Source organism: Vibrio sp. 1F253 (assembly GCF_041439295.1).
Lineage (GTDB): Bacteria > Pseudomonadota > Gammaproteobacteria > Enterobacterales > Vibrionaceae > Vibrio > Vibrio tasmaniensis_A.
Genome location: NZ_JBGONU010000005.1, coordinates 30,977 through 53,715 on the forward strand (window position 1 = coordinate 30,977; position 22,739 = coordinate 53,715).

At 43.1% G+C, this 22,739-nt stretch carries 18 protein-coding genes; 8 read left to right on the top strand and 10 right to left on the bottom strand.

All coding sequences use genetic code 11. From position 1 onward, the window contains the following. Positions 1–449: 449 nt before the first annotated feature. From guaA to ACED28_RS04055, 4 genes are all read left to right on the top strand, one after another. On the top strand, positions 450–2,003 hold the full coding sequence (guaA, locus tag ACED28_RS04040; RefSeq protein ID WP_048608103.1) for a glutamine-hydrolyzing GMP synthase: 1,554 nt from the start codon (positions 450–452) through the stop codon (positions 2,001–2,003). 285 nt (positions 2,004–2,288) lie between these two features. Further along, positions 2,289–4,001, top strand: coding sequence for a chitinase (locus tag ACED28_RS04045; protein ID WP_371709342.1), 1,713 nt, complete (start codon positions 2,289–2,291; stop codon positions 3,999–4,001). A 142-nt stretch (positions 4,002–4,143) separates the two neighbouring features. Next, positions 4,144–4,938, top strand: a complete 795-nt coding sequence (locus ACED28_RS04050; protein ID WP_371709343.1) for a hypothetical protein — start codon at positions 4,144–4,146, stop codon at positions 4,936–4,938. A gap of 87 nt (positions 4,939–5,025) precedes the next feature. After that, entirely contained in the window at positions 5,026–5,619 is a 594-nt protein-coding gene (locus ACED28_RS04055; RefSeq protein ID WP_010440610.1) for a GPR1/FUN34/YaaH family transporter, read from the top strand. Between the two features lie 176 nt (positions 5,620–5,795). Here the strand turns inward: ACED28_RS04055 and ACED28_RS04060 are convergent, their stop codons facing one another. The 4 genes from ACED28_RS04060 to ACED28_RS04075 all read right to left on the bottom strand — a co-directional run bounded on the left by ACED28_RS04060 (position 5,796) and on the right by ACED28_RS04075 (position 11,207). After that, on the bottom strand, positions 5,796–7,343 hold the full coding sequence (locus tag ACED28_RS04060) for a sodium:alanine symporter family protein (RefSeq protein WP_009848307.1): 1,548 nt from the start codon (positions 7,341–7,343) through the stop codon (positions 5,796–5,798). 472 nt (positions 7,344–7,815) lie between these two features. After that, positions 7,816–9,156, bottom strand: coding sequence for an MBL fold metallo-hydrolase (locus ACED28_RS04065; RefSeq protein WP_371709344.1), 1,341 nt, complete (start codon positions 9,154–9,156; stop codon positions 7,816–7,818). A 147-nt stretch (positions 9,157–9,303) separates the two neighbouring features. Next, complete coding sequence (locus ACED28_RS04070; RefSeq protein WP_371709345.1) at positions 9,304–10,071, bottom strand: 1-acylglycerol-3-phosphate O-acyltransferase; 768 nt, start codon at positions 10,069–10,071, stop codon at positions 9,304–9,306. A gap of 197 nt (positions 10,072–10,268) precedes the next feature. Next, positions 10,269–11,207 (bottom strand): hypothetical protein, encoded by a 939-nt coding sequence (locus ACED28_RS04075; protein WP_017098060.1) that lies wholly within the window; start codon positions 11,205–11,207, stop codon positions 10,269–10,271. 270 nt (positions 11,208–11,477) lie between these two features. Here ACED28_RS04075 and ACED28_RS04080 point away from each other — a divergent pair, with 270 nt between their 5' ends. The 4 genes from ACED28_RS04080 to ACED28_RS04095 all read left to right on the top strand — a co-directional run bounded on the left by ACED28_RS04080 (position 11,478) and on the right by ACED28_RS04095 (position 17,053). Further along, entirely contained in the window at positions 11,478–13,190 is a 1,713-nt protein-coding gene (locus ACED28_RS04080) for a class I SAM-dependent methyltransferase (protein ID WP_371709346.1), read from the top strand. A 57-nt stretch (positions 13,191–13,247) separates the two neighbouring features. Continuing rightward, positions 13,248–13,976: a DUF429 domain-containing protein gene (locus ACED28_RS04085; protein WP_371709347.1), complete on the top strand. Its 729-nt coding sequence runs from the start codon at positions 13,248–13,250 to the stop codon at positions 13,974–13,976. A gap of 81 nt (positions 13,977–14,057) precedes the next feature. Continuing rightward, a complete protein-coding gene (locus ACED28_RS04090) occupies positions 14,058–14,867 on the top strand; it encodes a M15 family metallopeptidase (protein ID WP_371709348.1) in 810 nt (269 codons plus the stop codon). A gap of 305 nt (positions 14,868–15,172) precedes the next feature. Then, entirely contained in the window at positions 15,173–17,053 is a 1,881-nt protein-coding gene (locus ACED28_RS04095) for an ATP-dependent zinc protease (protein WP_371709349.1), read from the top strand. 377 nt (positions 17,054–17,430) lie between these two features. On the opposite strand, the gene ACED28_RS04100 is transcribed toward ACED28_RS04095, so the two are convergent. The 6 genes from ACED28_RS04100 to ACED28_RS04125 all read right to left on the bottom strand — a co-directional run bounded on the left by ACED28_RS04100 (position 17,431) and on the right by ACED28_RS04125 (position 22,501). After that, the gene (locus ACED28_RS04100) at positions 17,431–17,850 is read right to left on the bottom strand and encodes a hypothetical protein (RefSeq protein ID WP_371709350.1); all 420 of its coding nucleotides are present in this window, start codon (positions 17,848–17,850) and stop codon (positions 17,431–17,433) included. Positions 17,851–19,090: 1,240 nt separating this feature from the next. Further along, on the bottom strand, positions 19,091–19,630 hold the full coding sequence (locus ACED28_RS04105) for a hypothetical protein (RefSeq protein ID WP_371709351.1): 540 nt from the start codon (positions 19,628–19,630) through the stop codon (positions 19,091–19,093). Then, positions 19,587–20,036 carry a hypothetical protein gene (locus ACED28_RS04110; protein ID WP_371709352.1) on the bottom strand — a complete coding sequence of 150 codons (450 nt, stop codon included), beginning with the start codon at positions 20,034–20,036 and terminating at the stop codon, positions 19,587–19,589. Before ACED28_RS04110 ends, ACED28_RS04105 begins: the two co-directional genes overlap by 44 nt. Then, entirely contained in the window at positions 20,026–20,373 is a 348-nt protein-coding gene (locus tag ACED28_RS04115) for a DUF6538 domain-containing protein (RefSeq protein WP_371709353.1), read from the bottom strand. Before ACED28_RS04115 ends, ACED28_RS04110 begins: the two co-directional genes overlap by 11 nt. Before the next feature lie 299 nt (positions 20,374–20,672). Then, positions 20,673–21,143 (bottom strand): helix-turn-helix transcriptional regulator, encoded by a 471-nt coding sequence (locus ACED28_RS04120; RefSeq protein ID WP_371703321.1) that lies wholly within the window; start codon positions 21,141–21,143, stop codon positions 20,673–20,675. Further along, complete coding sequence (locus ACED28_RS04125; protein ID WP_371709354.1) at positions 21,140–22,501, bottom strand: type II toxin-antitoxin system HipA family toxin; 1,362 nt, start codon at positions 22,499–22,501, stop codon at positions 21,140–21,142. Before ACED28_RS04125 ends, ACED28_RS04120 begins: the two co-directional genes overlap by 4 nt. Positions 22,502–22,739: the final 238 nt, after the last annotated feature.

The following is a 22,739-nucleotide window of genomic DNA, read 5'->3' on the forward strand; positions in this document are numbered from 1 at the left end:
ATCTCTATCTCTATCTCTATCTCTATCTCTATCTCTATCTCTATCTCTATCTCTATCTCTAGCCCAAAGTCCTTTGCCTAGTTATCACGCCTTCCAACGCTATTTATGACCACTTGCTTACTGTGATTGGTATTATACCAATCGTAGTAAATAACTGGTCACCCTAGCTTGTTAAAAACCTCGATAACTTCGTTAGAATTTTTGATTGTAGAATAACTACTTATCAGAAAATCCTGCCTTGTTTTCAAGCTTTTTTCCTGCGCTATTCCTGAACACTTACTTACTGTGATTGGTATTATATCTAAAGCCTGTTTTGTTGAACGTATGAATTTTGCAAAACATCGCCTTACAGATAACCAACGAAAACGTTTGCTTTATTTCTTGAAGAGTTAATCAGAGGTGAGTAAACTCGCCTCCGTTTTATCACATAGCCAATAAGACTGCTTACAATGACTAAAAATATTCATGACCAACGTATTCTAATTCTGGACTTCGGTTCTCAATACACACAGCTAGTAGCTCGTCGTATTCGTGAGATCGGTGTTTACTGTGAACTTTGGAGCTGGGACGTAGAAGAAGCGGATATTCGTGAATTCAATCCAGACGGCATCATCCTATCTGGTGGTCCTGAAAGTGTAACGGAGGAGAACTCTCCACGTGCACCTCAGTACGTATTTGATTCAGGTGTTCCTGTCTTCGGTATCTGCTACGGCATGCAAACTATGGCTGAGCAACTTGGCGGTAAAGTAGCAACGTCTACTGAGCGCGAGTTCGGCTACGCTGCTGTACAAGTTACTGGTGAATCTGCACTTTTCGCTGACCTTGAGTCTACTCAAGATGTTTGGATGAGCCACGGCGACAAAGTGGTTGAGATCCCTGCTGATTTCACAAAGATCGCTGAAACAGACACTTGCCCATACGCTGCAATGGCAAACGAAGAGAAGAAGTACTACGGCGTACAATTCCACCCAGAAGTAACACACACTAAGAACGGCCTAAAAATGCTTGAGAACTTCGTTCTTAACGCATGTGGTTGTGAAGGTCTGTGGACTTCAGCTTCAATCATTGAAGATGCAGTTGCACGTATTAAAGAGCAAGTAGGTGACGATGAAGTTATCCTTGGTCTTTCTGGTGGTGTTGATTCATCTGTAGTTGCGATGCTTGCTCACCGCGCTATTGGCGACAAACTAACATGTGTATTTGTAGATAACGGCCTTCTTCGTTTAAACGAAGGTGAGCAGGTTATGGAGATGTTCGGCAACAAATTTGGCCTAAACATCATTAAAGTAGATGCTGAGCAACGTTTCCTTGACGCACTTGAAGGCGAAGCTGAACCAGAAGCTAAGCGTAAGATCATCGGTCACGTATTCGTAGATATCTTCGATGAAGAGTCTAAGAAACTGAAGAATGCTAAATGGCTTGCTCAGGGTACTATCTACCCAGATGTAATCGAGTCTGCAGCATCTAAGACAGGTAAAGCACACGTAATCAAATCTCACCACAACGTTGGTGGTCTTCCTGATGATATGGAAATGGGCCTTGTTGAGCCTCTACGTGAGTTATTCAAAGATGAAGTACGTAAGATCGGTCTAGAGCTTGGTCTTCCATACAACATGCTTTACCGCCACCCGTTCCCGGGTCCAGGTCTAGGTGTTCGTGTACTTGGCGAAGTGAAGAAAGAGTACTGTGATTTACTGCGTCGTGCTGATGCTATCTTCATTGAAGAGCTTCACGCTGCTGATCTTTACCACAAAGTATCTCAAGCATTCACGGTATTCCTACCAGTGCGTTCAGTTGGCGTAATGGGCGATGGCCGTAAGTACGATTGGGTTGTATCTCTACGTGCCGTAGAAACTATCGACTTCATGACTGCTCACTGGGCACACCTACCATACGACTTCCTAGGTAAGGTATCTAACCGTATTATCAACGAAGTTAACGGCATTTCACGTGTTGTTTACGATATTTCTGGTAAGCCACCAGCAACTATCGAGTGGGAATAATCTCTTAGAGATTTAACCAGTTTTGATTAAGATCTTAAGCCTCGAACTTTGTTCGAGGCTTTTTCTTTTTATTTAGGAGATTAAGGACTTACATCTACAACGAGAAACCAAATCCGTTGGAAGTTAGATATCACCTCAAGAAACAATGAGACGTTTTGTTGTGTTGAAGGATACATAAAAGTGTCACTCGCACTTTTTATAAATTCACATGGTAACGACTGGCTCATTTCCCATGCGCCGCATACTCTTTGATGGACTTATTAAGGACAGATAAGAGAATCCATCATGTTAAAAATCAAATATTTGGCGACAGTAGTTGGCTGCACTTTAGCTGCACACAGTTACGCGTCTTTGAACATTCAACCTGATCCGCAAAACCCGAATGGCTACCTTGTTGAAAAGTCGGCATTACAAGCTGCTGAACAAGCGAAAACATCCGATCCAATGTATGCGATCTGGTCACAAGCATTACAAACTCGTCCCAATAGTATTGTTGAAGCGATTGAGCCGGGTTTAGCCTCGAATCCTGAAAACGTGAAACGAGTCGAGCGTGTATTCCCTCAATCTGAATGGGACTTCCTCACTCAGATGGCAGCACCAGAGTACACTTATACTCGCTTCTTACGCGCGATTGGAAAATTCCCAGCCTTCTGTGGAGAGTACACTGATGGTCGAGATTCAGACGCCATCTGTAAAAAATCCATCATCACGGCCTTTGCTCATTTCGCTCAAGAAACAGGTGGGCACATCGCAATAGATAACACCTCTGATAACCCATTTGCTCTAGAAGAGTGGCAGCAAGCGCTGGTGCATGTTCGTGAAATGGGTTGGTCTGAAGGCCAAGAGGGTTACACCACCGGTTGTGGCCAGAACGATTGGCAGAATGCACGATGGCCATGTGCGGCAGGTCAGGGTTACTTTGGACGTGGTGCTAAACAGCTTTCTTACCATTTTAACTACGGTGCGTTCTCGGAAGTTATGTTCGATGGTGATGCGACGGTTCTATTGAATAACCCAGGTTTGGTTGCTGATTCATGGTTGAACTTGGCTTCTGCTATCTGGTTCTTCCTTACACCTCAAGCTCCTAAACCTGCCATGCTGCACGTTATTGACCGCACTTGGACACCCTCTCAGCGTGAGTTGGATGCGGGAATTGGCTATGGGTTTGGTACCACAATCAACGTAATTAATGGTGGTATCGAGTGTGGTGAGCAGAACAAAGACAAAGGCCAGCCGGTTAACCGAATTCGTTATTGGGAAGGATTAGCTGCGCACTATCAAATTCCGGTAGAAGCGGATGAAGCCAATACATGCTGGCAGCAAACGCCTTATGGAAGCTTGAACTTGAATGGTGCGACTGATGTGTTGTACACCAACTGGGATGGTAACTGGAAATACTACGCAGACCGCCCAGAAGGATATTCATTTGAGTGTGAGCTTGTTGGTTTCCAAACCGCTTATTCAGCATTGGTGGCCGGAGATTACGAGAAGTGTGTGACCAATTTTTATGGATCACATGCGAGCTGGCCTGAAGTGAAAGTGGTCGATAAGCTTGATCCGGTTGACACTGGTACTAACCCCGGAGGTAACGGTTGGAGTGCGAGTAAAGTTTACAATGCTGGCGACCAAGTCACTCACAACGGTGCGACTTACCAAGCTAAATGGTGGACTCAAGGGGATGATCCTGCCAATGGCGGCCCTTGGAAATTTGTAGCGGGTGAACCAACACCACCCGTAGTGACAGATCCATCGCCAGTTGTCCCTGCACCTGTCGATCCTGCTCCGGTAGACCCAACACCGGTTGAACCACCTGTGACTGAGCCGCCTGTCGTTGTTGATCCATCGGTGTTTATCACATGGCAAGCGGGTGTTAGCCAAGTGAGCAATGGCGACAAGGTGACACATAATGGCAAGTGCTTCGTGGCTAAAAACGGTCCGGGTGTCTGGGAAAGCCCTGTTCAATCGAACTGGTTCTGGGATGAAATTAGCTGTAAATAATTAAACTAAGCAAGCCTCTGTTATAAGAGGCTTGCTTGTTCAGTGACAGTTATACGACACTTCCCTTACTTTCTATTACAGTAGTGCTTTCCATTTATCGATAAACTGTGTTCGTGAATAATTTGATTACAGGGCAATTAAAATGAAGTTAAAGCTATCTATTCTTGCGTTATTGGTAACTGGAGTTACTGGGTGTAACAGTACGCCGCAGTCAGGTCTCGAGCAAAGTTTGGGCTGGGGTAATTATGGCAGTTTGAGTTTTGAAACGAGCTCTGAAGGTATTGTTGCTCAGCGTTATCAAGTATTAAAAAGTCCTGTAGGCCAAATCACGTCTATAGAGGAACAAGGTAACCAAATTCATGTTATTCAAACACTTGAAGGCGCTTTAATTAAAGGTGTCGATAGTACAGGCATTATGAATTACGAAGGCTGTATGGAGTCTGTTGGGGAAGTTGATGCTGCTGTTAATGCATACCCGTCAATCGTTCAATTCTTATTAAAGCAAGCTGCGCCTCAAGGTCCTAATTCTGTATCAACATCATTACCTTTCACTGTCTCAGAGTCAGTCAATAACGCTCAAATTTACATTGGTGAAGCAACTTCTGTAGAAATTGAAGGTGAAAGCTATCCTATCGGTCCTATGATCGAACTTTCTGCGCCGTGGGGGGCATCTGGCCAAATCACATCTGTCGATGCGACAACCTTTGAATTTTCATATTTTACGACCAACGATGGCCACAAAGATACGGTTGATATCCGTGGTGCATGGAGCCAAAGTATGGGCCCAATGGATAAGTTTAACCAAGAACCTTCGGGAGAGTGGTTAGCGTGTGTAAAGCCCGAGGTTCAAGCGGTCTTGATGGAACTAAGCCCTAAACGAGTTGGCGAGATACTTGAAATCATCACGAAAGCCGAACTGGCGAACGGTGCAATCTAAGATTTCGATTTAGCGATCTATCTTTTTATGCCGTTCGGATTAAAATTTGCGTACAAATTTTATTAACTTTTTTTAAAGGCGCGCAAAATGTCAACAAAACTGGCGAACCCGGCACCACTTGGCCTAATGGGTTTCGGTATGACTACTATACTTCTTAATATCCATAACGCAGGTTTCTTTCCAATCGATTCAATGATTCTTGCTATGGGTATTTTTTACGGTGGTCTAAGCCAAGTTATCGTGGGCACAATGTGTTTCAAACGTGGTGACACGTTCGGTACAACTGCGTTTACTTCTTACGGTCTATTCTGGTTATCTTTGGTTGGTTTAATTGTAATGCCTTACATGGGCCTACCAGCAAGTCCAGCAGCGTTTATGGGTTGGTACCTACTACTATGGGGCATCTTCACTGGCTTCATGTTCATTGGTTCTCTATGCTACCCAGTAGCGAAACAAGTAGTATTCGGTTCACTTACTATTTTGTTCTTCCTACTTGCCGCTCGTGATTTCACAGGCAGCGAACTGATCGGTACTATCGCTGGTTTTGAAGGTATCTTCTGTGGTGCGTCAGCTATCTACTTTGCAATGGCACAAGTAATCAACAACGAATATGGCCGCACAGTACTGCCAATCGGTGAGAAAAAAGCGCCTCAAATGGCAACACAAGAAATCGCAGCTTAACGCTCTAGCTTGGGAACAGTTAGTTTGTTATAAGCAGTCAGTTCGTTATAAGTAATGAGCTCGTTATAAACTGCGATTTTTATGAACAAAACAAAAGGGGTTAGCCGAAATGGCTAACCCCTTTTTTATGCGTTATTAATAGCGCGAGTTAAAGCGATCTATTTGCTAAGGTAAGCTTAAGCTGAAGGTTGCTCTACAGGTTTACTGTCTGCAACTTCAGATTCAGGAGACTTACCTGTTTTACGCTTGTACTTCTCTTCCCAGTAAGTTGCCCCTTTAATGCCTAGTTTTACAGGGTTGAATGTGTACTCAGTCACACCTTGTTTCTGTTGTTCTTCGTAGTCTGCTAAAGCCTTAAGCGCAGGCTTAGACATGAAGAATATGATCAGAATACCAACGATGTTTAACCATGCCATCAAGCCAACACCCACATCACCCATTGCCCATGCAAGGTTTGCTGTTTTAACGGTGCCATAGAAAACGGCACTAATAAGAACAAGCTTAAGTACGAACATCATGCCAGGGATCTTGATGGTACGACGTAGGTAAGCAATATTCGTTTCTGCGATGTAGTAGTAAGCAAGAATCGTTGTAAATGCGAAGAAGAACAGAGCAAATGCGATGAACGGCTTACCAATGCCTGGCAGTGCACTTTCAATAGCAAGCTGTGTAAATACGGGACCATTCGCACCGATGTTTGCTGCTAGGTTCTGAACAAGGAATACACCTTCAGCGCCGCCGTGAACGTTGTAAGCACCAGTGATGATGATCATGAACGCTGTAGCAGAACATACTAGAAGAGTATCAATGTAGATAGAGAACGCTTGAACCAAACCTTGCTGAGCTGGGTGATCAACACTTGCCGCAGCTGCCGCGTGAGGACCAGTACCTTGACCTGCTTCGTTTGAGTAAACACCACGTTTAACACCCCAACCGATTGCAGCACCAAAGCCTGCCATAGGAGTGAATGCATCACCCAGAATCATTCCGAAAACAACAGGAACTTGGCTGATGTTTAGTAGGATGATAACGAATGCGATGATGATGTAAGCCAACGCCATGAATGGAACGACAATTTGTGTGAAGTTCGCGATACGTTTAACACCACCAAAGATGATGAAAGCAAGGATGATAGCAACAACAGTACCAGTGAAAATTTTAGCGAAACTGAATGTACCGATAGCTGTTTCAATCATATCACCTGAGCCAAATGCAGCTTCTACAGCATTACCTATACTGTTTGACTGAACACCTGGAAGCAAAATACCACATGCAAAAATAGTCGCGATAGCGAAGATCCATGCGTACCACTTCTGACCCATTGCTTTTTCAATGTAGTAAGCCGGACCACCACGGAACTGGCCTTCATCTTCTTCTTTATAGATTTGCGCCAGCGTAGATTCTGCGTAAGCAGTCGCCGCACCAAAGAAAGCTACCACCCACATCCAGAATACTGCACCTGGGCCACCGAAACCGATAGCGGCAGCAACACCTGCAATGTTACCTGTACCTACACGGCCAGACAGCGAAACGGCAAGAGCTTGGAAAGACGAGATGCCTTTTGATGAGCTTTTACCCGAAAGTAGCAAGCGCCACATTTCAAAGAAGTGACGGATTTGAACAAATCGAGTCATGATGGAGTAGAACAAACCTGCACCTAAACATAGGTAGATAAGTACTGGGCTCCAGATTATTCCATTCAAAAAATCAACGAACGACTGCATGAGTATTTTCCCTGTTAGTTTTGCTTATGATTGTTTTTCGAACAACACAATACTTCACTTGTAACCCGAGTGTTAAATTATTTAACTGCGCATTGGGATTACTGTGACATAAAGCAAGTTATAGAGGGTGTTTGTTAATGCTTAGTGCTAATTCGATAATCGTTCCATTTAACTTGTTATGCAACAGATTGTTGTGGCTGGTGTTTTGAAAAGTGAATAAATAGTGATTAATACAAAAGGGTGGGGAGGTGCGCAGAAGAAGGGTAGGTGTGCACAAGAGACGAAATTGCGTAAAACAGCGGTTAAAGCCACTTAGCATGAACGGCTGATATATGAGTGGTGAGATGGATTTGATTGGAATATATCACCTGCATCGAGTGATCTCGCAGGTCTAAGAGACTGTGTTTTTTGAAGGTTCGATAGTTGAGGACTTCATGTTTACTGAGGGAAAGTGGCTAGTTTAATGCGTGTTTCAAACAACCACAAACCCTCGCACCTTTAGTTCTTGAGCGAATTCAGACTGAGTATTTGGCTCACCGTGAATCAAATGCACCTCTTTCGGTGGAGTCGCGATGCCCTCTATAAATCGATTGAGATCCTCTTTATCGGCATGAGCAGAATAGCCAGACATGCCATGAATTTGAGCATTAACCTCAACGTCTTTGTTATCAATAGAAACCTGCATTTCGCCTTGTTGCAGCTCTCGCCCGAGCGTTCCGTGTGCTTGATAGCCCGCTAAAATCACATCCGTCCGTTGATCGGGAAGCAAAGCGGATAAGTAGTTCATTATCCTGCCGCCCTGACACATCCCAGAAGCTGCAACCACAATCGCGGGTTCACCTGTCGACTTGAGGCGGTTCACGATTTTCTTGTGCATTCTATGTCCATCAACCGTAATGCACTGCTCAAAAGCGAGTGGGTGACGTTTCAGTTCAAGACGCTGCTTTGCTTCTTGCCCCCATAAATCTTTAAAGCGTCGGTAGGATCGCGTCACCTTTTCTGCCATAGGCGAATCGAGGATGATAGGAATATCGCTGCTGAGTTGATGCTCAAAAATTAGGTGTTCGATATCAAATAGTAGTTCCTGTGTTCGACCGATGCTAAAAGCCGGAATTAGAATAACGCCGCCATCGAGTAACGAACGATCAATGATTGATTTGAGGCGTTCAGAGCGTGAAGCAATATCGTCGTGCGTGCTAGTGCCGTAAGTCGACTCAATAAACAGATAGTCGGCTTGTTGTGGTGGTTTAGGATCCGGCAGCAGTGGCGTGTTACTAGGGCCCAAGTCACCTGAAAAGACCACTACCTCTTGGTTGGGTAACTTAATCTCTATATAGGCCGAACCTAAGATATGCCCTGCAGGTTGAAAACGGGCATACAGAGTATTTGGCCTATGATGATCCTTTCCGTTGTTTTGTTGTGTGGACGTGATGGGAAACCAATCCCCGTAAGGCTTGGGAGCAATCAACGAATGAATTTTTTTTAGGATGAGTTTAGATTGTTTATGACTGAGCCCTTGCAGTTTTAGGCCGTCTTCAATCATTAAAGGAGCGAGTTCAGCCGTCGCCTGAGTGCAATAAATCGGTTGGTTAAAGCCACTGGCGAGTAACCAAGGTAATCGACCAATATGATCAATGTGAGTATGAGTCAGCAGCAGAGCGTTAAGGTGGGACGTTTCAAATTCAATATCAAGAGGGCGGGTGTCTTCTCCTTGAAAAAGGCCACAATCGATGAGCACCGCTTGGCCTGAATCTCTTAGTTCGTGACAAGATCCTGTGACAGTATGTTTTCCGCCATGGTGAATCACTTCCATCGTTTACTCCCATTGCTTTTTAAAGCCATTAACGCCTGCTTTAATTTTGCGGATAAGCGCCAGCATGTAAAACAAGAACAATGAGAGTTGCGATCGTTGAGTGTCTTTTAAAGTAATTGAGCGATGACTCAGTGTATTCGTTGCGAGTTAGCTCGTAGAAGAACCGTCTGAATCCAGCTCTGGATTTTGTTGAGCCTCTATACGAGCCACTTCGTCATCAAGCTCTGCTATTTTTTCTGCCATGATTGCGTGACAGCGATTGGCCAGTTCTCTTGCGTCGCTGAGCTTGTATCCGGATACATCTATAGGTTCAAGCATCTCGGTGATCACAATGCCATTATTAACTCGGTTGAGGTCAATCTTATTGTGTGTGGTGCTGGTACACATCGGGGTGATAGGCACGCCAGCTTCAATCGCCATTCGAAAAGCGCCCGTTTTGAATGGCAGTAGTCCACGCCCTTTACTGCGCGTTCCTTCAGGGTAAACCCAAACAGACAGATCTCGCTGATGAATGGCTTCCGCCACTTGCTTGATGGTATCGCGTGCTTTGGACTTATCTTCGCGGTTAATCATGATGTTACCTGTGATCCAATACAGCAGCCCAAAGAAAGGCACATACAACAAATCGCGCTTGCCTAAAGAAACGGTACGAGGCCTTAGCATTCCTGGGTCAGTCACAAAGTCTAATATGCTTTGGTGGTTAGAGATGTAGACGCTTTTTTCTGACGTTGGCGCATTGTCTAGGCCGCGCTGCACCAGTTTTACACCGACGATCTTTTGTAGCTGGTTGAACCAACGACAGAAAACGTACACATGCTTGGGGTTCTTGGGGCTAAACAAGCAGTAAACCAAAGCACAGAGGGTGGTGAAAATAATAAACACCGTCGCCAAAATAATACGAAGAACAGCAAGCACAATTCACTCCTTATTCACCGCAAGATTGCAGTGATTAAATAGTTTTAGATGCTTGAAGTTTTCACTCTATTTAACCGAATTGCAACAATTAACTGTTATAGGGTTCTGTTTTTAGATCTTTATATAAAACAAGGACTAACAATGGGTGTTTGACGCAGTTATCGAGCTTACACGTGTTCACCAGTAGGTAGGCATGTTCACCAATACTGTTTATTTGGATCCGACTTTTCTACCCATTCAGGATCTTGGCGTGATTCTAAATAGAGCTGTAGGCCGTTATAAGACATGAAAGCAGCAGGGCCACCAAGATGTTCGAAATAGTCAAAATAATCATCTTCGAGTGCGCAAAGGTGAGCTAAATCTATAACGTTATTCATCATTGCCCATTGAATAGCGAAAACCGGAGCCGTCGAACCTGAAATGCTGACCTCTTCGACATTTGGGTTGAACAGTGAATTGGCTTGCTCAAGCTGTATCTCTTCTTGTTCAGACTCTTGCTGTAACACCTCTTCGATGATCTCTGAACGTTTGGTATTAGAGACATTCTTGTTCAGCTTGGCGATTCGAAGTGCGTAGCTAAAACGGTCTGTTGAAACAATGTCGACAAGCTGCGACAACAGCTCTTTGTCTACGCCCGCAGCCTTGGTGAAATAGTCGATACATGAATTGATTGATGCGTAACGAGTACCGTCAAACTCAAAGCCACTGGTTTCGTCGTATACCTCAAGTGGGATGTCATCAACCGACAAAGGCCAGCCTCTATAATCGACTCGTTGTTTGGCTATTTGATACATTTTCCAAGCACTACGGCCAAACCCGCCAAGCGTCGAGCCTGAAAAATCAGAATCAATAAGCTCTTGTTCCGTCCAGTTTTCACCGATGCCTAGGTGCTTTGCGTACTTATCGATGAGTGCGTGTTTTATCTGATCGCGCACCGCCCAAATTGAAGTCAGACTCTTGGAATAGTTAATTCTCGCACACTCCTTGCAAGCCGGCAGTGCTATCGGTGAATAGTCTATCTTGGCAATAGCTTGTGCAGTCTTAGGGAATTCAACAACATCATTGGAAGGTTCACCACAAAACCAACAGGTGTGGCGCAGGTTGAACGGGGTATCTATGTGTGAGTATGTGGTCATTAGTCTTTATCAGCTAGGTACTTGAGGCGAGTTAATCATCTTCAAACAATTATCTCTGTTCGCACGTCAGCTTGCACCTTGTTTGTTTTTGTTTTGCTGACGAAACTGATTCGTGATGTGACTCGCCTGACGATCTCATTAGGTGGATATTGATATAAAACAGTCACTAACGATAAATATTGATTGGTGTGGCTGAACTTACATGACTTGCTAGCAATCGCCTAAGCTCCCCATTACTATTGAGATAGACTCCTAACCCCAATAGCGCATATGTCCTCATCGATTCCTTTTTACGATAAAAATGCTCACACACTTTGTGAACAGTACAACTCAGTGACGTTCGAGACGGTACATAAAAGCTGGCAAGCTTATTGGCCTTTAGAGGGCGATAAAGTACTAGATGTTGGTGCAGGAAGTGGTCGTGATGCGCTATGGATGCACAAAGCCGGAGCTGATGTTATTGCGATAGAACCAAGTGCTTCATTACGCGAACAAGGCTCGAAATATACAAGCCCAAGTGTTAGCTGGATTGATGATTCACTTCCCTCGCTTAGCCGCACTGAAAACCTCGGAATACGTTTTGATTTGATATTGGTGAGCGCGGTTTGGATGCATCTTGCTCCGTCTCATCGAGAGCGTGCATTTAGAAAGTTGTCTAACTTGCTGGCTCCAAATGGCAAGTTGGTGATTACTTTGCGTCATGGGGAGTTTAAAGACAGTCGACAAGGCTATGAAGTCTCAGTTGAAGAGCTCGAGCGTTTATCAAAAAACAGCGCCTTGTTGGTTCGTCATGTTGATGATAGCCAAGATACATTGAACCGCAGTGAAGTGTGGTGGCAAACCGTGGTGATGACATTACCAGATGATGGCTCCGGCGACTTGAACAAGGTGCGCCACATTATTGTGAATGACAACAAGTCGGCCACATACAAGCTGGCCTTATTAAGAACTTTACTGAGAATTGCGGATGCTCATTCAGGCGCTGTGATTGATCGAACGGATGGGAAAATTTCTCTACCAGTGGGCTTAGTTGCTCTGTATTGGGTAAGGCAGTTTAAGCGTTTGATTGATATCGATATAGAAGGCGCTGGGATTCAGCAAAATAGCAACACGAGTAAAGGCCTCGGATTTGTAAAAGAGGATGGTTGGAATAAACTCAAACACCTCAGTGCTGATGATCTAGCGATAGGCACTATGTTTCTCGGCGATGAAGTCAAGGCACTACAGAAGCTGTTTTCACAAACGATCAGCACCATTAAATCAGGGCCTGTGACTTTTATTTATCAAGGCTCGAAAGACAACCGACTATTCGATATATACCCACCTCAGAAACGACGGAAGAGCCGAGAATCACTGGTCATTGATAGTGAGTTCTTAGAAAGCTTTGGCTATTTCACTCTCGATGAAAGCCTGTGGGAGTGCTTTAGAATCTACCACTCTTGGATTGAACCGCTGGTGGTGAATCAATGGGTCATGGAGATGCAGCGTTTCGAGTTGAACCGACAGCGAAGTATCTCACTACAGACGTATCACGACTGCTTGGTATGGATCGATCAAAACCACGATACTCGCGATGTGCGTAAACGTGTCGAACAACTTAGATCTGAACGTGCCGATATTGTCAGTGTCTGGAGTGGAAAATCATTAAAAAATGAGTATCACGTTGATCACTGCTTGCCTTTTGCTTATTGGCCGAATAACGACAAGTGGAACCTCTTTCCGACCACAAGCAAAGAGAACCTAAGCAAAAGTGACAAAGTTCCTACGGCTGAAAAACTTCGAGCGTCTAAGTTTCGTATTCTCGAATGGTGGCAATTGGCGTGGAGCGATTCGGCTCATTTTGAACAACAATTCTTTTCTGAAGCAGCACTTTCTTTACCCAATATTCCACCACAGTGTCGAGACTTCGAAGAGGTGTTCGATGCAATGGGTTTACAGGTACGTGGCGTGAAAAGCAGACTGTTAATTAATGAGTGGCACTGATCATTAAGTGGCTAGTTATCCCAAATCGCCCTCAACAAACTAATCATCGAGAGCACAATGAAATACATCGGAATTGATGGCTGCAAGGCCGGTTGGATCGCTTGGATTATCTCTGATAACGCGGTACCTACGTTCAAAGTGGTAAACACGCTCGATGAGTTGCTTGATTATCTTACAGGTTCGACGACGTTAATCGATATGCCTATTGGCTTTAGCGACTCGCTCACGCCAGACCGATTATGCGATAAAGCGGCAAGGCGTTTTCTCACCAGTAAGCGTGGCTCTTCCGTTTTTCCTGTTCCGTGCCGAGAGGCGGTTTACCAAACCAATTACATTGCGGGATGTAATGCCAATGTGGAGCAGCTTGATAAGAAGTTTTCTAAACAGACTTGGGGAATTGTGCCCAAGATTCGCGAGCTTGATGAGCTCATTGAAACTCATCCCAATCTTTCTATCAGGGAATCACATCCTGAAGTTGTGTTTGCAGCATTGAAAGACGAACCGCTGACGTTTTCCAAACGAACACAAGAAGGCAAAGAGGAACGACTTTCTATTATTCAGCAACTTGCTCCTCAATGGTGTGACGGCTTGTCGTTGGCCATTTCAAATACCAAGCGTAAAGACGTCGCGATAGATGATATTTACGATGCTTTTGTACTTATGTTGGTTGCCTATTACGCTCCGCAGTTATCGACCTTACCTGAACTTTCTGATGTTGGTGGAGAAGCGGATGTCGACCAGAACGGACGAGTTAGAGAGATTGTCTATTGGAATAAAGCGCGCTAACAAATCGTGCGCTCAACTTGGCTTAATATGCTATTTTCCAACTTCTGCTACTTTCCACTCTTATTATTTTGAGTCTTTGATATGAAACGTTTTATTGTCGGCTGTCTGGTCACTGTGCTCAGTGCTGCTAGTTATGCCCAAGTTGCTCCTATATCTCAATGGCAATGTGACATGATGAAAAAGAACAACGTCTTGAGTAGTGGTGCACCCGTCGGTTGTGAGCGACTATCCAAAGTAGATTTCGATTTCATTAACTTCAAAGGGGAAAAGCAACAGGGCAATATGATTGTTCTTGATGTAATTGCACCTTCAGTTGAGCGAATCTTTTCAGAGTTAAAACAGCGTAATTTTCCGCTACATTCTGCTCGACTTATGCGTGAATTTAACGGTGATGACAGCGCCTCAATGGATGCGAACAACAGCAGTGCCTTTAACGCTCGGCCTATCACTGGTGGAGGTGGATGGTCGAAACATGCCTATGGTGTGGCAATCGACATCAACCCGGTTCAAAACCCTTTCTTAGAGTTCGATAGCAACGGACGAATCACGGTAAAGCCTTCACAATCTGCGACTCGCTATGTGAATCGTACTCGTTTTCGCGCGCGTGATGAAATTGAACGTAGTGGCATGGCAGAAGATGTAGTTGAGCTTTTTGCCCATCATGGCTTTATGATCTGGGGAGGGGATTGGAATAGCCCAATTGATACTCAGCACTTTGAGGTCGGCTCAAGAAAGTTCGTTAACCAACTGCTCTCTAAAGCACAACCTGAAGCCAAAGTGTTATTTGAGCGCTACGTCGAATCTTATCGTCAATGTTTTGAACAGAATAAAGGCGAGGGAGCAGAAAAAGCTCGAGCTATCTGTGCAAAGAAAACAGTCGGCACTTTTTAGTGCTATGTTTATCTAGAACCGTTTGTGTTTTAGCAAGTTAAACTCGCTTCAGGTGTGTTTTGAATCGCTAAGGTCAGCGCTTGTCGTTGGCCTTTTTGGTATTCATTTTTTCAATAGAACACCACATATTGAAAAGGTTATCGGGTATCCAATGGTCAATAATCGATAAGCGAATGCTGCGCAAAGTCATCGGTTTGTCATCGAAAAACTCATAGCGTTAACGTTATGTGAGAACCATTGCTGGTGGGGGAACTATTTGCCGAATCGCCAGTATTATTAGTGAACTGATCACAACGGACCAACTAATGAAAAAGATACCTTTGGCTCTAACTCTTTTAAGCACTCTACTTTTTACACAATATTCTTTGGCTACAGACACTTCACCCACCACTCAAAACCCGACTTACGAACTCGATGGTAAGTCGGTATTAGGTCGTACAGAGAATGTATACCTATCTAGCGTTCAAGGGCTAAAAGACGTTCCTTTCATTGGTAAAATCGATACCGGTGCGGAAACCACTTCTATGCATGCGGAAGACATTCATGTGAAGAGCTCTAATCCCGATTACCAAAATCTCAAAGACAAAGAGTTGATGGCGGCGTTAACCGAAGACCTGTTGAACAATTCCGATGTTGATTACGATGATTGGGATGGCAGCGCCTTTGCGAAATATGAAGCTGTGGTCTCTTTCAAGGTTCAAAACCCACGTACGGGTGACATGGTATTAATCGAAGCACCTTTAGAGCGTGTCAGCATAATACGCAGTCGCACCAGCAGCACGCCTTTGCTTCGCCCTACCGTCAAAATGTCGCTCACCATTGCGGATCAAGAGTTAAAAACAGACGTTAACCTGACGGACAGAAGTCACTTCTCTGCGCCAGTGCTGATCGGCAAAACCTTCCTTGCGGATAACGCCTTAGTGTTTGCTGGTTACGACTATTTGCAGGAGCAGGAAAACGCGACGGTTGTTGGCCGTAAAGAGGTGATGTCTATCTCGGGAATGGCGATGAATGCGACCTTCTCATTAAAAAATCGCTACAGCATTCTTCATGCGAAAGACATCGATGTAGATAAGAAGAACAGTGAAGTGACGTTTGATATGTTCGACAACGATGGTAAGCAGAAAGAGATGACACTGCCATTAGTTCGTATGTTAAGTGTAGGTGGTAAAAAAAGACCTTTGGTATATGTACCAGTCCAACTCGATGAAAACACAACCAAAGACGTTCTGGTGTACCTACGTGACCGCTCAAGTAGCGTGTCACAGTTGAGATTTGGTACAAGCACCGCAAGCGAACTTTTCATGATTGATACCAACGCTGAAAATATTCTTTCTGAAGGATCTGAGAATTTCAGCGAGGTCGCGAAAAAGACTGAGCCACTGATTATCTCACCGGAAGAAGATATCACATTAGATGGTTTTCCTATGAAGGCTGTTGCTTCATTTACTGTCAACACGCCTTTGCTGAAGGTCGACAGTTTTGAAATGACAGGTAAAGGCAAAGAGGCTTCTGTTGAATTTTATCTTACAGATGTAAATGGTGAGAAGCAGAAGATAACAAAGCCAATTATTAAGAAGCTTAAGGTCGGTGATGATACTCGTCCGGTTGTAAGTGGTGAGTTTTTGGGCGCTGGTAAAGTTCGCCAACAAGAGTTTGCTATCGACGTGCTTAGCAGCAATGAAAAAGAAGCGTACTTTATTTTAGGTAAGAAGATGGCGAAAGATGGGATATATGTGAATACTCGATCTGATTATCTTTTGAAATCGGAGCCTTTGTTTAAAGTAGGGCATATAGAAGTTGTTGAAGTCAACGGCATGACGTTCCCGGCCAAGTTAGACACAGGTGCTGATGTAAGCTCAATGAACGCAGTCAACATCAAACGGTTTAAGAAAGACGGCCAAGACATGGTGAGCTTTACCTATCAAAACAACCAAGGCGATAAGCAAGATTTCACCAAGCCAGTGATTGATGTAATGCGTATTAAAGCCAAGAAAGGCGAGAAGGTGAACATTCGTCCTGTCGTTGAAATGAAGGTTAAGTTGGGTGATCTAGAGAAAGAGGTGAGAGTAAACCTTCAAGATCGCTCTCGCTTTGAATACAGCATGATCCTAGGTAAGAACTTCTTGAAGCACGGCGCAGTAGTCAGTAGCGATGAAGATTACTTACTGGGTGAGATGGAGTAACACCTAAACTTATCTAAGTTCGTAACAGAACAGCTCTAAACGGCCACACATTTCAGCAATGGGATGTGTGGCTTTTTATTAAGTGTATGATTTGTTTGTTGATGTACTAATGATAAGCCATTGTTAGTACAGAAAGTTGTCATGTTATGGCACGTAAAATAAAGATAAAAAAAGGGCCAACTCTTTCCAAACGGTTGGTGGAGTTGGTGATTTTTGCTAAGTTATTGATTTATTAGGGTTTTATCTTTTTGTTATAATGGTTGTGTATCACAAAACAATACGTTCTGTGTATACACTTTCCTTTAAGATATGCTTTGAAATTTAGCAATAAAAAAGCACCACTACTGAGCAATGGTGCTTTGATTACACAAGTGTAATTATATCACTGGGTCATTAACGGCCATACCAACTGGAACATTTTGGATAGGAGCTTCGACCAAATACCAATGATGACAAGACTCGTTAGGAGCAACACCAACTGGTTCTTGACGAACAATCATCAGGCCTTTGTTCATGATCTTCTTGTTAATATCATCAACTAAGCTTGGAACGTTACTGCAATCTCGTGCGAGAGAACGTACTTCGTTTGTTTTAATGCCAGGATTCTTAGCTATAGTTGCGAGTACGAGAGCGGTCTTAGCAGGTAAGCCTTGATGCTTACGCCAAAAAAGTGAGTAATCGCGGATAGTAGCGTCAGATAGGTGCGCTAAAGGAAGACCAAGACGAGAAATACTTGGCATTTTAACTGTAGTGTCTTGTAGCGTAGGTGCTACACCCCATGTCTTTTCGTTAAACATAACGAATTACCTCTTAGGTTTCACATTATCGAATGTCGATATAAGAATCACCAAATACCGAACTGCTTTATGTTCATATTCTAGGATTATCAGTCCCTATGAACCAGATACCTTATAGCAACAATCACGAGGCTTGGATATCTATACAGGTATGTTATCGACTAAGTTATTGATTGTCAAACCCTCAAACGCAAAAAGCCCGCCAAAGAGGTTATGGCAGGCTGTTTTGCTTATTTATCGTCGGTTATTCGATAGGCTAACCGACACTTTTGTTTGTCGCCTTTTTAAATGGGGTGATAAGTCCCAGCGACACAATCGTAGGTAAGGGTGATAAGTCCCGACCTTATTACCACTACAATTAAGAATAGTCTGTTCAGACAGACTTGCTTAACCGTAGTGACGGTAATTCTTTATGTAAGGTGTATTATTTGTGAGTCCGATATCCTTTCGGTAACGAGGTAATTATCTCTGTATAATGCGTAGTTTTGTGTACGCTGTTGTTATTCTTAAGCTGTAACGCCCTGTTAAGGTGTGAGCAACGCAGGTCTTAAAATAAACCGTTGCAATACAAACATCATGTTTACTCACTCACAAACCAGAATTGCCAAGCGTTGGGAGTCACTCTTGATTCCTTTGTTATGGCTGACTATAAGTCTGGCTAATCTTCAGGTCAAGCCCCTCAACTTCGGGCGGGCATACTACTCATATTTTCAGCGATGTCAAATAAAATCACGCCCCAAAGTGTCTTTACTGAGCCTGTATGGTGTCACCAGTGACGTTTTTAAGCACTTTCACTCCATGACCTCAAAGCAAGCAAAAAACGCTTGTATCGCGTTACATGGCGTATTACGCCATTTAGAAAAAAATCAAATTATTTTGCTTTTTCTAAATAAAATGTGATTTAGAGCCGCTTTTTATTGCTTCAACTTAAATCAATATGTCTCAATATGCGTCATCAGTGACGTGTGGTTAGTTCGAAATGATAGCAAAAATGCCCGTTAAAACACGGTATACCTAAGTTTTGCAATCAATTACAAAAGTCAACTAATCAACGGATAGCTTATTACGTTAGATTCATGGCAATAACGATAACTATAAGAGGGCAATAAATGAAAGCATTCGAGATTGAGCCAAAGCTAAAACCTGATATGTCGAGGTTCTTAATCCATATGACAGGTAAAGACGCAATCAAAAGCATCTTACAAGGAGGGACGCGCAGGGAAGTCAGGGGAGGTGATGTTTAGTTTATCTCTAAGTCTTGAAACCACTTACTTGCATTGAAACCAATTCCATCTCTTGGAACTCTTCCACCTTTGACTAGCAAGCCATCAAATAACCAATGAGCATTTCTACGAGTATCCGTTGCGTACTCAACAAAACCAAAATCAATGAGGTCTTGATGTATAGGTATGTAGCGAGCTGAATTAGAATTTTTAATCTTTTGACCATCAGCTTCATCTGTAATTTCAATACACCAGCGAGACTCTATTCGAGCTACGTTCTTTGGTTGCAGTTGTCCCAGCTCGTTAAGGCGTGCGCCTGTGTAAAGGCATAACAGTGGAAGCCAATAATAGTAGTCGTCCTGTGTCCCTTTGAGCGTTTCAAAGTGAGTGAATGTCTCGCTAGAAAAGAGGGTGGCTAAATCTGTATTTGACCAACGTTTACGTCCCTCAGAGTCCTTTCGTTTGCTGCTTGTTACAACCTTCATCTTGTAGAAGTAGTTTTTTGAGGCGTAGTCACTTTTTACCGCCCAAATTGAAGAACGTACTGCACTTTTCAACAATGCCTTTGACGGTACTGGGGCTTTGTCTTGGTAATTCTAGGTTCGCAATTTCCTGCAATGTCTTTCTCTTACACTCAGAACGATTATTCATATTCGTTGGGATCTGCATTAGTAGATTGCGAAAACACTCTGCTGCTTTCAGATTAATCTTAGAAATATCGTATGATGCACCAAAATAGCGAACTAGTAGTGTTAAGCGACGCTCTAGGTCTTCAAGTCCTTTCTGTTGTAATGACCCTTCATCACGTTTTGATTGTAAGTATTCATCTACAACATTTTTTAGCTTAACCGTTTTGGTTACTGTTGCATGTGAGGGCATGCAACTAGCGCTGCTGGTAGCCTCAATCACTTTGGTCATAGACTCTATCTCGGCACGCGCATCTCCATTATGGTCAACTTCCAATTGTTGTCGTTATGCCGTTGGGATAAGTGATAGTTTGTCTGATTAGTTCTAGAGGGATGTTCTGACCATTATCTGGGTTCATGATTAGGATTCGCTTATTGATGGCGTTGGTTATGCTTTCTTTACTATTAGTTATTAAAGCGATACGAACGTTTTTCAAGACTTCATCGAGAGATTCCATGATCTTTTCAGCCATTAAGATAGCGGTTGAGTGTTTTTTAGTCTTTAGCGATAGGAGAAACTCTTGGCGTATTGGCAAGGGTTTCAAATCTGAAGGGGTTCTGTAGCGGAAGTAGTAAGAATTTCCGCGTTGAGTAACGTATGTGGAGTTGGTCATTGTTTAGCAAAATGTGGAACAACGTCTTTTAGATACAAAAAGGGCGATAACTCAAAGAGTTACCGCCCTTTCCAAACGTTTGGTGGAGCTGGCGGGAGTTGAATGATTGTCTCATTTGTATAAAATTCAACGATTTAAAACAGGTGTTTGAATTTAGTGTTACATTGAATGTTACATGAAAATCCTACTTCAAAAGGAACTGAACCCGCGTCCGATATAACTTTTTGCTATTGCGGGCTGGTGCTATCATAGCAAAATAATCTTAAAATTATCTGCAACCGCTAGTTACCAATAGGTGATCAGTTATTGCCGAGCAATGAGTTTAGCATACTCGATGATGACGGTATTAGACCAACTTTTAGACCAAAAGGTTTGAAGACTTTATTCAATATGTCTGTTTTGTAGTTACCACGATCATTCTCTATATCAGAGAGGGTTTTTCGGGACACATCTACGAGCTTTGCGTAAACATCTTGCTTTAAACCTAGCACATTGATCCGAAGCTCTTTTAGTGCCTGACCTTGGGTTAGTTCGCCAAACAATAGTTGTTTCACTATTTGATTTACTATCCTGCTGCGATCGGCTGCTTTTGGAGGTAGAGTCTTTTTTGATGCCCTTTGAGAAGTGCGACCTCCGAGGTTAACAGTATCAGCCTTTACGTTGTCGTCACTGTTTGTATTGTGAGGGCTAAAGATCTGTTTGCGATTATGTCGGAGACGATTAACGACATCATTTATAGACTCTTTGGATGACTTGTTATTATTGCTCATAATAGCCCCCATTTTTTCAATTTTTCAGGGATATGATTTAATCCAATAGCTGGCATTTTAATGATCTGCTCTGGAACCCCACGATCGATCAGTCTTTCTTTAAGATCAAGACACTTTTCTGCGGTATCTTTAAGCTGGCTCAGTAAGAGCTCACTCGGCACAAGGTCAGACAGTGATTCTGCAATACCGATAAAATTGTAAGTGCCTCCAACTTCTAGTGGGGCTTTCCATTTTGTAGTTCTTGGAATACCTTCTGGATCGGCTTTCATTGGAGCAAAATCGTAGATTGGGGCTAACTTAATATAACCATCACCTTTTAAGAATGAGGTGTTTCTACCGTGGTTATCGCTATTGCCAAATAGGATGTTGAGTAAGTCTCTCTTTACCCACTCTACAACAAAGCTTTGAACATCAAATTTATACCCTTGATTTTGCACCATATGACTATGGGTGATTTTTTCAATTAACGTTCTAATCGTCGCTTCATGTTCTAGAGTAACGCCTGCACCTTTATTCAAAATGGAGTAAACAGATTCCATTCCGAATTTTTCAATCTGTTGCTTTTCGTTAAAACGAATATCAAATCTAGGCAACCATAAAGAAGGATAGTTTAATCCTTCTTCTAATCGCATATTTTGGATTGGTATGGTCTCAAAACCCATAGCGGTGAGTTCGTGATAATAATGGAACTCAGCTCGAAGAATATTGCAGTCAACAATGCTTCTTGAGCCTCTAGGATACTTGACTAAATAGTGTAGATCTTGGTTGGTGTTATCATCTTGATAAGGATCTATCCATATCTTACTTTGTTCTGTGATTTCTTTAGAGCAACGCAAGATTAGTTTTGGAGCTTCACCTCCTGCGCCTGTCGCACCGCCAGCCGCAGCACCTCTTTGTTGAGCATAATCTAAAAAGTCACTTGCGCGGTTTTTTACATCGTCTAGAGAAAAGTAGAGGGTATCTGACTCTTCATAGCGTTCTGGTAGAGAGTCTTTTACTCGCAAGTTGCCGATAGGCGACATTGTGCCAAACTTTAGTAAAACATAGTCTTGTTCATCAATTGAAAGATCTTCAATGTCTAGGTGTTTGACCCAATAACGTCTGCTTGCCCCACTTGGCATTATGTCATCAAGAAAAGTTAGCCATCCAGGCCGCCCCATGTCGTCAAAGAAAAAAGATACAGGCAGGTTCATTGATACGGCGTGTAGGTCATCTTTTTCATGATGTTCTAATGCGTAGTCTCCGAGATAATTGAGTTCAGTCACTCGGAAGTTGTTCTGTTCACTTTTAGGAAATGAAATGATAGCAATATCTAGCCATTCACCTTTGATAAAAGCTTGTATGTTTAACTCTTCCATTGAGGGCTCCATTCTTTTAATGAGTAGTATAATACTTATAATTCTTGGTTTTATCAATTAATGTATAAGATATTACTCATTATCGGGCAGGGAAGCTTGTGTAGGCTTCCAGTTTAGAGATCAGCTCGTTGTTTAAATTAGCATGGTAGTGCGGGGTATACAGTGTCTCGTCTTGCTGATTGAGAGTTAGTTATTTCCATATGTTTTGTGAGTGAAAATAGCCACTGTCCACGCTTTA

Bases quoted from the DNA above. Each gene is read 5' to 3' on its own strand.
- guaA (WP_048608103.1), top strand. From the start codon at position 450: ATGACTAAAAATATTCATGACCAACGTATTCTAATTCTGGACTTCGGT.
- ACED28_RS04045 (WP_371709342.1), top strand. From the start codon at position 2,289: ATGTTAAAAATCAAATATTTGGCGACAGTAGTTGGCTGCACTTTAGCT.
- ACED28_RS04050 (WP_371709343.1), top strand. From the start codon at position 4,144: ATGAAGTTAAAGCTATCTATTCTTGCGTTATTGGTAACTGGAGTTACT.
- ACED28_RS04055 (WP_010440610.1), top strand. From the start codon at position 5,026: ATGTCAACAAAACTGGCGAACCCGGCACCACTTGGCCTAATGGGTTTC.
- ACED28_RS04060 (WP_009848307.1), bottom strand. From the start codon at position 7,343: ATGCAGTCGTTCGTTGATTTTTTGAATGGAATAATCTGGAGCCCAGTA.
- ACED28_RS04065 (WP_371709344.1), bottom strand. From the start codon at position 9,156: ATGGAAGTGATTCACCATGGCGGAAAACATACTGTCACAGGATCTTGT.
- ACED28_RS04075 (WP_017098060.1), bottom strand. From the start codon at position 11,207: ATGACCACATACTCACACATAGATACCCCGTTCAACCTGCGCCACACC.
- ACED28_RS04080 (WP_371709346.1), top strand. From the start codon at position 11,478: ATGTCCTCATCGATTCCTTTTTACGATAAAAATGCTCACACACTTTGT.
- ACED28_RS04085 (WP_371709347.1), top strand. From the start codon at position 13,248: ATGAAATACATCGGAATTGATGGCTGCAAGGCCGGTTGGATCGCTTGG.
- ACED28_RS04090 (WP_371709348.1), top strand. From the start codon at position 14,058: ATGAAACGTTTTATTGTCGGCTGTCTGGTCACTGTGCTCAGTGCTGCT.
- ACED28_RS04095 (WP_371709349.1), top strand. From the start codon at position 15,173: ATGAAAAAGATACCTTTGGCTCTAACTCTTTTAAGCACTCTACTTTTT.
- ACED28_RS04100 (WP_371709350.1), bottom strand. From the start codon at position 17,850: ATGTTTAACGAAAAGACATGGGGTGTAGCACCTACGCTACAAGACACT.
- ACED28_RS04115 (WP_371709353.1), bottom strand. From the start codon at position 20,373: ATGACCAACTCCACATACGTTACTCAACGCGGAAATTCTTACTACTTC.
- ACED28_RS04120 (WP_371703321.1), bottom strand. From the start codon at position 21,143: ATGAGCAATAATAACAAGTCATCCAAAGAGTCTATAAATGATGTCGTT.
- ACED28_RS04125 (WP_371709354.1), bottom strand. From the start codon at position 22,501: ATGGAAGAGTTAAACATACAAGCTTTTATCAAAGGTGAATGGCTAGAT.